The organism is Lentzea aerocolonigenes (assembly GCF_000955955.1).
In the GTDB taxonomy this organism is placed as follows: Bacteria; Actinomycetota; Actinomycetes; order Mycobacteriales; family Pseudonocardiaceae; genus Lentzea; species Lentzea aerocolonigenes_A.
This window is the reverse complement of the sequence record NZ_JYJG01000541.1, coordinates 1-10,949: the sequence shown is the minus strand read 5'-3', so window position 1 is coordinate 10,949 and position 10,949 is coordinate 1. Positions and strand designations below refer to the sequence as shown.

The following is a 10,949-nucleotide window of genomic DNA, read 5'->3' as shown; positions in this document are numbered from 1 at the left end:
AACAGGACTCGCCCATCGCAAGGTGACCACCTACGGACCCGACGGACCCAGCGCACGGAACGCGACGTACTCAGCACCCCTGACAAGATCGAAAAGCAAAAGGCCCCCAGCCAAAGCCGAGGGCCTCCCACAACAACAAACCCTACTTCGCGTCATCCCCACCATCAGGCAGCTGCACGTCCTCCACAGCCTTCCCACCCTTGGTGGCCGCCGGCATCAAGCCGTCCAAAGCCGCCCCAGCAATCCGCCGGAACGCCCTCCTCGGCCGAGCCCTCTCCAACACCGCGACCTCAAGCTTGGCAGCCGGCAAAATCTCCGCCGCACCGTTCCCGGTGGACGGCGACCCAGCCGACAACGCCTTGACAGCGACAGGAACCGCCTCAGCCAGCGAAAGCCCGTCGGCGAACGCCTCCTTCAGGGCGGCGTTCGCGGCATCCACAGTGCCACCCATCACGATGTACTGCGGTTCGTCCACAATGGACCCGTCGTACGTCAACCGGTACAACGTGTCCGTGTCGGCGGAGTCCGACACCTCTGCCACGCAGATCTCCACCTCGAACGGCTTGATCTGCTCGGTGAAGTAGGTGCCCAGGGTCGTGGCGTACACGTTCGCCAGCGACCGGGAGGTGACGTCGCGCGGGTCGTTCTGGTACCCGCGTACGTCGGCGAACCGGATTCCGGCCTGCCGCAGGTTCTCGAACTCGCTGTACCGGCCCACGGCCGCGAAGCCGATGCGGTCGTAGATCTCCGAGACCTTGTGCAGCGTGCTCGAGGGGTTCTCCGCGACGAACAGAATGCCGTCCGCGTACTTCAGCACGATGACGCTGCGACCCCTGGCGATGCCCTTGCGGGCGTACTCGGAGCGGTCGCGCATCACCTGCTCTGCCGATGCGTACAGCGGCATCGTCATGGGTGGTGCTCCTGACGTCAGAAGAGGATCGGGACTCAGCCTGCGGGGCGGGACCGGCGGCCTTCGACGACCGCGTCCGCGACCGTGGCGACCTGCGAATCCGGGACCTCGACGGCGCCGTCGGCGCCGTTGATGGTGACCACGACCGGGTAGAGGCGGCGGACCGGGTCCGGGCCGCCGGTGGCCGAGTCGTCGTCCGCCGCGTCGTACAGCGCCTCGACGACCGAACGGATCGCGGCGTCCGCGTCGGCGTCCGGGTCGTAGAGCTTCTTCAGCGCCGACTTCGCGAAGAGCGAGCCCGAGCCGACCGCCTGGTAGCCCTGCGACTCCTCGTAGCGGCCACCGGTGACGTCGTAGGAGACGATGCGGCCCGCGCGGTCCGAGTCCGTGGCCGAGGTGTCGTACCCGGCGAACAGGGGCACCACGGCGAGGCCGGCCATGGCCGCGTCGAGGTTGCCCCTGATCATGGCCGAGAGACGGTTGGCCTTGCCGTCGAGCGACAGCGAGACGCCCTCGATCTTCTCGTAGTGCCGCAGTTCGACCGTGTACAGCCGCACGATCTCGATCGCGATGCCCGCCGTGCCCGCGATGCCGACGGCCGAGTGGTCGTCGGTCACGAAGACCTTCTTCATGTCGCGCTGGGCGATGACGTTGCCCATCGTCGCGCGCCGGTCACCGGCGATCACGACCCCGCCCTTGTAGGTGGCCGCGACGATCGTCGTCCCGTGCGGGGCCTGGACGGTCCCCTCCGGGAGCTTGCGGCCGGAAGGCAGCATGTCGGGTGCCTGTGCACGCAAGAAGTCCGTGAACGACGACGAGCCGGGCGTCAGGTACGCCGGAGGCAGCGCCGCGGCCGGGTAACGCCCGGTCGAGCTGTTGTCCATGTGTTGGTTGTTCTCCCGTCCCCGAAGATGGTCGGCAGGCCCCCGAAGGCCTACTGACCACCCTTCTGCACGTATGCGCGGACGAAGTCCTCCGCGTTCTCCTCGAGCACGTCGTCGATCTCGTCGAGGATCGCGTCCACGTCCTCGCCGAGCTTCTCGCGGCGTTCCTGACCTGCTCCGGCAGCGCCCTCGGCACCTTCGTCGCCGTCGCCACCACCCTGGCGCTGCTTCTGTTCCTGGGACATCTCGGCCTCCCACTGACTCGCCTGACAAGAACACTACCCAGCGGCACCGACAAAAATCCTGAGCCACTCGGGTAGACGATCACCCGCGAGTCAGCGCGTCCACCAGCTGCTCGGCGGTGTCAGAGGCCTCCAGAAGGGCTCCGACGTGCGCTTTCGTGCCTCGCAGCGGCTCCAGCGTGGGAATCCGCACGAGAGATTCTCGACCGAGATCAAAGATCACCGAGTCCCACGATGCAGCCGCGACCGAGGTCGGGTAGCGCTCCAGGCACCGGCCGCGGAAGTACGCACGCGTGTCCTCGGGCGGCGTGGTGATGGCCGCGCGCACCTCTTCCTCGCTGACCAGGCGCTTCATCGAGCCGCGCGCGACCAGGCGGTTGTAGAGGCCCTTGTCCAGCCGGACGTCGGAGTACTGCAGGTCGACCAGCTTGAGCCGGGCCGCGCCCCACTCCAGGCCGTCGCGCTGCCGGTAGCCCTCGAGCAGCCGCAGCTTCGCGACCCAGTCGAGCCGGTCGGCGCACTCCGCCGGGTCGCGGGCCAGCGCGTCGAGCACCTCGCCCCACACGCGCAGGACATCGCGGTCGCCGATGCCCTCCTTCTCGACGAACGCGGCGGCGCGCTCGTGGTAGGCGAACTGCACGTCGAGAGCGGTGAACTTGCGCCCGCCGGTCATCTCGACCTTGGTCTTGAGCGTCGGGTCGTGGCTGATCTGGTGCACCGCGCGCACCGGGTCGACCATGCGCAGGTCGTCGAACCGCAGCCCGGACTCGATCATGTCCAGCACCAGCGAGGTCGTGCCGACCTTGAGGTACGTGGAGTACTCGGCCAGGTTCGCGTCGCCGATGATGACGTGCAGGCGGCGGTACTTGTCCGCGTCCGCGTGCGGCTCGTCGCGCGTGTTGATGATGCCGCGCTTGAGCGTCGTCTCGAGGCCGACCTCGACCTCGATGTAGTCGGCGCGCTGCGAGAGCTGGTAGCCCGCCTCCTCGCCGGACGGCCCGATGCCGACGCGACCGGAACCGGTGATGACCTGGCGCGACACGAAGAACGGCGTCAGACCGGCGATCACCGCGGTGAACGGCGTCGACCGCTGCATCAGGTAGTTCTCGTGCGTGCCGTACGACGCGCCCTTGCCGTCGACGTTGTTCTTGTACAGCTGCAGCCGGGGCTGGCCGGGCACGGTGGCGGCCTTCAGCGCGGCCTCCTCCATCACCCGCTCCCCCGCCTTGTCCCAGATCACCGCGTCGCGCGCGTTGGTGACCTCGGGAGCCGAGTACTCGGGGTGCGCGTGGTCGACGTAGAGCCGCGCGCCGTTGGTGAGGATGACGTTCGCCGCGCCCAGGTCCTCGACGTCGGAGTCGGCGGGGTGGCCACCGGGGCTGCCCAGGTCGAACCCGCGCGCGTCGCGCAGCGGTGACTCCACCTCGTAGTCCCACCTGGCACGCCTGGCGCGCGGTATGTCCGCCGCCGCCGCGTACGCGAGCACCACCTGTGTCGAAGTGAGCACCGGGTTCGCGGTCGCGTCGCCCGGCACTGAGATGCCGTACTCGACCTCGGTTCCCATGATCCGCCGCATACGCAACACCTTATGACCTGCCCCTGACAACCAGCGTGAGGGGAGCTTCCGAGTTGAAGCTCCCCTCACCCTATTCACCCGGATGCCAGTCCTGCTGCGGGGCGAATCCGAGAAGCACCGCGAGAAGGCCCGAAAGCCGCCACGACCGCGAGCGCCACGACCACCGAAGCCCCGATGACCAGCGGCAACACGACCTTCAAGCCTGGCAGCGACATGTCGATGCCGGTCGACAGGATCGCGATCTCCGCGTAACCGAACCCGAGCACTCCGCCACCGATCACCCCGACCAGGGCCAGCATGACCGCTTCAGCGATGACTCCGCCCTGCAGCCCGCCTTGAGTGACGCCCAAGGCGCGCCTGAGTGCGAGCTCCTTGCGGCGTTCCTGCACCGAGATGGTCAGCGCGGTGCCGATACCGGTCACGGCGACCGCCACGGACAGGCCGAGCAACACCATCATCAGCACGGTGCCGAGGTGCATGTACCGGTCGGCCTCGGCGCGCTCGTCCGCGTCCGTCCGCACGATCACGGTCGGGTTGTTCGGCAGCGCGGACTGCAGCTGAGCCCGGAACTGGGCCGGGTCCACGCCCGGCTTCAGCGCGACGAACACCTTCTCCACAGGCCCCGAGGTCTGGCCGCCGATGATCGGCGTGAAGCCGGTGAGGCTGCCGGGCACGGTGCCGACGACCTCGTACTGCTTGCCGCCGAACTCGACGTACGGCTTGTCCGCCCAGTGCTCCGGCACGAGCGCGGTCCCGGAGACGAACTGGTCGGTGACGGACACGTCCTGCGCCTTGAGCCACGCCTTGAGCTGCCCGGGGTCGGCGCCGAGCGGCCCGTCCTCCTCGGTCTTGTGCAGCGCGACGCTCGCCTCGGCGTCCGCCTGTGCCGGGATGTCGGGCAGCGCCCGGCCACCCGCGTCGACCACGGTGGCGTCCGGGCGCTTCTCGTTGGCGTACGCCGACGCCACGTCCTGCACGCCACCCAGCACGACCAGGAAGAACGTCACCATCGAGCTGGCCAGCAGCAACGGCAGCGCGACCGACGCCGACCGCTGCGGCATCCGGCGCACCTCGGCGCCGGCGAGCTTCCACTGGGTGCCGCCGATCTTGCCGAACAGGCGCGCGATGAACGGGACGGTGACCGGGCCGAGGATCCAGAACAGGCCGGTCACCGCGGCGATCGCGGAGAACGTGACGGACAGGGGCGCCGCGGTCGTGCCCTTGGCGGCGATGGCCACCATCGCCAGCAGCGCCGCGCCGGCGGTGAACAGCAGGCCGAACACGAGCCGCAAGCGACGCACGGACCGTGGCGGCACCTCGTTCTCCGCGTCACGCAACGCGGCCAACGGCGAGACGCGCGCGGCGTTGATCGCGGGCCGGACTGCGGCCATCACGCTCAACAGCGCGGCAACGACAACTCCGAGGATCACGTACCCGAGCGACGGCAGCAGTTCCGGGCTGAGCTCCACGGCGCCGAACAACGCGGAGATGCCGGTGACGTCGAACGTCCGCGCCAGCACCCACGCCATCGGCCCGCCGAGCAGCGCGCCACCCACGCCCGCCAGAGCACCCGTGATCAGCGCCTCGAACAGGCTCCTGCGCACCAACGGCCCGCGCTGGGCACCGATGCACCGCAGCAACGCCGTCTGCCGCTGACGTTGCGCGTAGACGGCGCGGAAGGTGGCCGCGGCGACGAACACCGCCGTGGCCAGCGCGAGGATGCTGAACGGCAGCAGGATGAACGTCAGGTCGTTGCCGATCTTGTCGGCGTCCGGCGCCGGGTCCCACACGACGTACGAGGCCCCCGCCGCGCTCGCGACGGCATCGCGGGCACCGCCGATGACCCAGATCTCCTTGGTGAACGGCTCGGGGTCGAGCTTGCTCGCCAGAGCGGGCCCCGCGACCAGGATCGGCCGCGAGTCCATCCCGCCCTTCTTCATGACACCGCTGACCGTCACGTCGAACGGCTTGCCGTCCGCGGCGGCGAGCTTGACCTTGTCACCGGGCTTGAGACCGCGTTCGTACGCGGTGATCTTGTCGACGGCGACCTCGTTGTCGGCGGCCGGGGCCTTGCCCTCGGCCAGCGGCCAGCGCACCAGGTCCGGCTGCTGGACCTGCACCTCGGCCCGGTGCTCCCCCGCACGGCCGTTGCTGTCGAGCAGGTCGGCCTTCGCCTCCTGCACCGGCACCGCCCGGCCGACCGCGGAGAGCTTGGCGAGCAACGCGGCGTCCAGCTTCGGGCGGTTCGCCTCGGTGGCGTTGCTGTCGTAGGGCTGTTGTTTCACGTCCACCACGTGACTCACCGTGGACGGGGTGAGGGGCGCGCCCTCGTCGACCGACCTGGTGAGCGCGTCGCTCAGCACCAGGGCGGCCAGCAGGCAGGCCACGCCGACGACGAGCGCGACGCCGGGCAGCAGCGCGCGACCCGGCCGGGCGCGGAACTCGGCGACGCCGAGCCGCAGGGAAGTGGACACGAATCCTCCTCGGTGACGTCTGACCCTCACGAAGGTAGGAAGGGAGACGATCAGCGGGCGTCGGACTGAAGTAGCAAGCTCGCGTACGACCACAGGAGGACCCCGGGATGATCAACCTCTACGACGAGGACGCGAACGTGATCGGCGAGGTGACCCGCGAGCGCATGCGGGCGGAGAACCTCTGGCACGGCTGCGTCCTGACCGTCGTGTTCTCCTCGGACGGCGAACGCGTCTACGTGCACCGCCGCACCGACACCAAGGACGTCTTCCCGGGTCTCTACGACTACGCGGCCGGTGGCGTGATCGACGCGGGCGAGACCCCGGACGTGGCAGCCCGGCGCGAACTGAGCGAAGAACTCGGCGTCGAGGCGCCCCTGACGTTCCTCTTCCAGACCACCTACGTCGATGAGCAGACCCGCTATCACGCGTGGGTCTACGAGACGCGCACCGACGGCCCGTTCACCCACCAGCCCGAGGAGGTCGCCTGGGGCGGGTGGATGGACCTCGGCGAGCTGCGCGGCAAGATCGACGACCCCGGCTGGCCGCTGGTGCCGGACGGTCGCGAGATCGGCCAGGAGTGGTTGCGCCGCAGCGGTTCCTAGAGCCAGCCGCGCTCGTCGGCCACCCGCAGGGCCTCCATCCGGTTGCGGGTGCCGGTCTTGGTGGTGGCCCCCGACAGGTAGTTCCGCACGGTGCCCTCGGCGAGGTACAGCCGGGCCGCGATCTCGGCCACGGTGGCGCTGGAGCGGGCCGCGATGAGCACGTCGCGTTCGCGGGCGGTGAGCGGCGACTCGCCCGCTGCCAGGGTGGCCGCGGCGAGCGCCGGGTCCACCACGCGCTCGCCCGCCATCACCCGCCGGATCGCGTCGGCGAGCGCGTCGGCCGGCGCGTCCTTCACGACGAACCCGACGGCACCCGCCTCCATCGCCCGGCGCAGGTAACCGGTGCGGCCGAACGTGGTCAGGACGACGACGCGGCAGTCCGGCACCTGCGCGGTCAGCACCGCGGCCGCCGCGAGCCCGTCCAGGCCGGGCATGTCGATGTCCAGCAACGCGACGTCCGGTCGGTGCTCCAGCGCCGCGGCGGTGACCTCGTCGCCGCGGCCCACCGAGGCCACCACCTCGAAGTCAGGTTCGAGGTCGAGCAGGACGCCGAGCGCGTGCCGGATCAGCTCCTGGTCGTCGGCGAGCAACAGCCTGATCGTCATACCGCCACCCTCAAACACCAGCCGCGAGGCTGCGCGGGACCCGCGGTCAGCATTCCACCGGCCTGCGCGACCCTGGCCCGCAGACCGTCCAAACCGGACCCCGCGCCCGCCGCGCCTCCGATCCCGTCGTCCCGGACCTCCACTGTGGACGCGGTGACCTCCACGGTGCACCGGCCGGCCCGGGCATGCCGCACCACGTTCGTCACACCTTCCCGGACGACCCAGCCGAACAGTTCCTGACGCTCCACCGGCACCGACTCGACGGCGGTGGGCAGGTCGGCCGCGATCCCGGCCGCACGCAGCAGTTCCCGGCCTCTGGCGAGCTCGCCGGCGAGCGTGACGTCCTGGTAGCCGGACACCGCGGCCCGCACGTCGGCCAGCGCCTGCCGGGCCAGCTGCTCCACCGACTCCATCTCGGCGCGTGCCGCCACCGGTTCCAGCCTTCTGGCGAGCGCGCTCTTCACGGTGATCGCGGTGAGCGAGTGGCCGAGCAGGTCGTGCAGGTCGCGGGCGATCCGGTTGCGCTCGGCCTCGGAGGCCAGCCTGGCCACCTCCGCCTGGGCCTCGCGCAGTTGCTGGTTGGCCGTCGCGGTGCCGCTGAACGCGTGCACGAGCAGCGCGGTGAAGACCACGGCGACGGCGAAGTACCAGCTCGCTTCGGTGTCCCAGCCGACCGCCGGCGGCACGAGCACGCACGCCGCAGCGCCCAGCACCACGAGAGCTGACGCCGTCCACGCGCCGACCCGCGCAGCCGCCGACGGCACGATCATCGCGGCGAGGATGAGCACCATCTCGTGGGCCAGCGGCGCGAGCAGCACGGCCAGCACCGTCATCAACGCGACCAGCGACCAGTAGATCCGCCAGGCCGATCGCATCGAGGCCAGCACCACCCCGAGGTAGCAGGCGGAGACCGCCACCAGCAGCAGGTAGCCCGCCACGAGCCCGGCGCCGCGGGCGTGCTGGTTGACGCCCGCGGCCGCGAGGAACGGGTAGCAGAGCATGCCCAGCGAGAGCAGCAACCGGCGCCTTTGATCCACGCCGACGACCCTACGAGGCCGCGAAGGTGGCGCGCACGCTGCGGGCGAACGTCAGCAGGACGACGATGATCAGCAGCGCGCCGCACACCCCGTTCGCGATCTTGAACCAGACCGGGAAGGAACCGGGGATGGACTCGATCACGAGGACGGCCACCACCTGGGCCAACGCGATGATCTTCACCCTGCGGTAGTTGCTCCGCGAGCCGCCGGCCATGGAGACGCCGAGCGCGAACGTGATCAGCGACGCGACCGCGAGGATCGAGCCGCGGATCCACACCGCGTCGGTGACGACGTCGGGGTTGCCGCTGAACACCACGATCGCCAGCAGCGTCAGCACGCTCACGGCCGCGTAGCCGCCGAGCAGTTTCTTGGCGATGTCCAGCTTCTCGCGGGCATCGGGGTCGGTCACAGTCAGCTTCGTCATGCCGTCAATGCTGGTTGGCGAGCGTTTTCGCGGGTAGCGATGATCCGCACGTCCTCGCCGTGACATCTGTCAGAAATCGGGCATCTAGTTCCAACTGAGACCCGCGCGGGTCTTCCAGTACTGTTCGGCGGGCTCGGCCAGATCGGGCAGGTCGACCTCGATCCGCATGGCGTCCACATTGGACCGAAGCTGGTCCGGGCTCGCTGCACCTGACAACACGCGGTGTACCCACGGCTGTTGCGCGATTGCCGCCAGCGCGACGGCGTCAGGCCCGACGCCCAGCGCTTCCGCCTGTGCCGCAACCGCTTGCGGCGGGTCGACGACGAGGCGTCCGTTGGCGACACCCTCTTTGATCATCACGTGCAACCCGGCGTCGTGCGCCTCCTCGAGCGCAGCCCCCGCCGAGGTCTCCAGCACGTTCCAGGTGGCCTGGACCGATCGGAAGATCCCGAGGTCCAGAGCTTTGCGGATGGTGTCCGCCTGCCGCGGTCCAGAGGTCGTGAAGCCGATGTCCGGTTCGATCTCCAGCATGGCCTCCTGCAGTGCCTTGTCCTCGAACAACGGACTGTCCGCGGTCAGCGAGTGCACCTGGTAGAGATCGACCTGTTCGAGCAGAGCACTGGTCTCCTGCCACTGCCGGGTGAACTGCGCAAGCGAGTGCTCCTTGATCTCGTGCACCTCGGCATCCGACCGCCAGTCCGCCGTGTACTCGTAACCCCACTTGCTGCACACCGTGACGTCACCGTGCCAGGGCATCCATTCCGAGAGAAACTGCTCAGCAAGGCCGTACGAGCGGGCCGCGTCCACCCACCGGATGCCCAGCTCGTAGGCCGTGTCGAGCACCAGGTGGCACTGCGCGCGCATGGACTCAACATCGCGCACGGCAGGCAGCGCGTCCTCCCGGCCCAGGTTGATGTAGGCGGGGCGACCGAGCGAGGCGAGGCCGAGCGCGAGTTGAGCCATGCCACCAACGTTAGATCACCACTGGTCGGCGGACCGCACGATGTCGCGCACCCAGACACCGGCCGGCTTGAGCTTGCTCGTGCCGCTGAACGACGTGCCCGAGCAGGTGCCCTCCTTGAACACCGCGCCGGACCGCTCGTCGTCGGAGAAGTTCCAGTTCGTCCAGGAGATCTTCTTGCGCTTCATCAGGTCGATGTACTTCTGCGCCATGGCGAAGTCGTTCGGCCCGTCACCGGTGGCCTCCTGGGTGCCGAACTCCGTCACGAAGACCGGGACCTTGCTGGAGACCTTGTCCAGCACCGAGACGTAGTCGTCGCGGTGCTCCTTCGCGTAGAAGTGGAAGGAGTACATGAAGTTCGTGGCGTTGACCTTGTTGTTCAGCACCACCGACGGGTCCTGCTCGTCGGAGTGCCCGAACGTCGACCAGCCGTTCGTGCCGGAGATGATCAGGCTGTCCGGGTCCTCCGCGCGAATGACCGGGATGAGCTGCTCGGCGTAGGACTTGATCTTCGGCCACGACACGTGGTTCGGCTCGTTCGCGATGTCGTAGATGATGTTCGTCTTGTCCTTGTGCCGCGCGGCGATCTCCTTGAAGAACGTCTTCGCCTTCGCGGTGTAGACGTTCGGGTCGCCGGGGTCGAGCTGGTGCCAGTCGACCAGCACGTAGAGGCCGCGACGCGTGGCCTCCTCGATGTAGCCGTGCACCAGGTCCGTGAACTTGCGCGGGTTCGTCTCGTAGCCGTCCTCCTTCGCCGCGACGTACATCGCGACGCGGACGACGTCGGCCTTCCAGTCGTTCTGCAACGCGTCCCACCACTGGGACTTGGCGCACTGCTGGTACCACTGGATGCCGTGGGTGCTCATGCCGCGCAACTGGATGGCTTTGCCGTCCTTGTTGCACAGCTGGACTCCGCAGACCTTCAGCTGACCGTTGACCGCCGCGGGCGAACCCGCCGGCAGCGCGGCGCCGGCGGTCGTCACCGATGCCAGCGGGAGCACGACGACTGCCGCGGCGGACACCGCCACAGACCTCAGCCAAGCCATACAGCTTCCCCTCTCGAACTGCGCGGCGGCGTTTGGGGAAAGGTATGGATCACTTCGAGAGACGGTCAACGAATCCCGGCAGAACTGTCCTAAAAGGCAAGCGGCACAACGGAGAACGGCGGTCCCGGGAGGACCGCCGTTCTCGTGACCCGCCGGGGTCGGTTCTAGTAGTGCTTTGTTGGGTCAGC

11 protein-coding genes are annotated in these 10,949 nt (G+C 69.1%); 1 reads left to right on the top strand and 10 read right to left on the bottom strand.

Annotated features, from left to right (window positions below):
• Positions 1-142: 142 nt before the first annotated feature.
• The 5 genes from prcA to UK23_RS46180 form a co-directional block, all read right to left on the bottom strand.
• Positions 143-910 carry a proteasome subunit alpha gene (gene prcA / locus UK23_RS46200; protein WP_045318213.1) on the bottom strand — a complete coding sequence of 256 codons (768 nt, stop codon included), beginning with the start codon at positions 908-910 and terminating at the stop codon, positions 143-145.
• 35 nt (positions 911-945) lie between these two features.
• The gene (gene prcB / locus UK23_RS46195; RefSeq protein ID WP_045318212.1) at positions 946-1,794 is read right to left on the bottom strand and encodes a proteasome subunit beta; all 849 of its coding nucleotides are present in this window, start codon (positions 1,792-1,794) and stop codon (positions 946-948) included.
• Positions 1,795-1,844: 50 nt separating this feature from the next.
• Complete coding sequence (locus UK23_RS46190; protein WP_045318211.1) at positions 1,845-2,039, bottom strand: ubiquitin-like protein Pup; 195 nt, start codon at positions 2,037-2,039, stop codon at positions 1,845-1,847.
• Between the two features lie 79 nt (positions 2,040-2,118).
• Entirely contained in the window at positions 2,119-3,612 is a 1,494-nt protein-coding gene (dop, locus tag UK23_RS46185; protein ID WP_045318210.1) for a depupylase/deamidase Dop, read from the bottom strand.
• A gap of 74 nt (positions 3,613-3,686) precedes the next feature.
• Positions 3,687-6,086: an FtsX-like permease family protein gene (locus tag UK23_RS46180; protein ID WP_045318209.1), complete on the bottom strand. Its 2,400-nt coding sequence runs from the start codon at positions 6,084-6,086 to the stop codon at positions 3,687-3,689.
• Positions 6,087-6,193: 107 nt separating this feature from the next.
• Here UK23_RS46180 and UK23_RS46175 point away from each other — a divergent pair, with 107 nt between their 5' ends.
• The gene (locus UK23_RS46175; RefSeq protein ID WP_045318208.1) at positions 6,194-6,688 is read left to right on the top strand and encodes an NUDIX hydrolase; all 495 of its coding nucleotides are present in this window, start codon (positions 6,194-6,196) and stop codon (positions 6,686-6,688) included.
• Here UK23_RS46175 and UK23_RS46170 read toward each other — a convergent pair.
• From UK23_RS46170 to UK23_RS46150, 5 genes are all read right to left on the bottom strand, one after another.
• Positions 6,685-7,293, bottom strand: a complete 609-nt coding sequence (locus UK23_RS46170) for a response regulator transcription factor (RefSeq protein WP_045318207.1) — start codon at positions 7,291-7,293, stop codon at positions 6,685-6,687. The genes UK23_RS46175 and UK23_RS46170 overlap by 4 nt on opposite strands.
• Positions 7,290-8,330: a sensor histidine kinase gene (locus tag UK23_RS46165; RefSeq protein WP_045318206.1), complete on the bottom strand. Its 1,041-nt coding sequence runs from the start codon at positions 8,328-8,330 to the stop codon at positions 7,290-7,292. The genes UK23_RS46170 and UK23_RS46165 overlap by 4 nt, the downstream gene beginning before the upstream one ends.
• A gap of 10 nt (positions 8,331-8,340) precedes the next feature.
• Entirely contained in the window at positions 8,341-8,754 is a 414-nt protein-coding gene (locus UK23_RS46160) for a hypothetical protein (RefSeq protein ID WP_045318205.1), read from the bottom strand.
• Between the two features lie 84 nt (positions 8,755-8,838).
• Complete coding sequence (locus tag UK23_RS46155) at positions 8,839-9,717, bottom strand: aldo/keto reductase (RefSeq protein WP_045318204.1); 879 nt, start codon at positions 9,715-9,717, stop codon at positions 8,839-8,841.
• Between the two features lie 15 nt (positions 9,718-9,732).
• Positions 9,733-10,761, bottom strand: coding sequence for a glycoside hydrolase family 5 protein (locus tag UK23_RS46150; RefSeq protein ID WP_045318203.1), 1,029 nt, complete (start codon positions 10,759-10,761; stop codon positions 9,733-9,735).
• Positions 10,762-10,949: the final 188 nt, after the last annotated feature.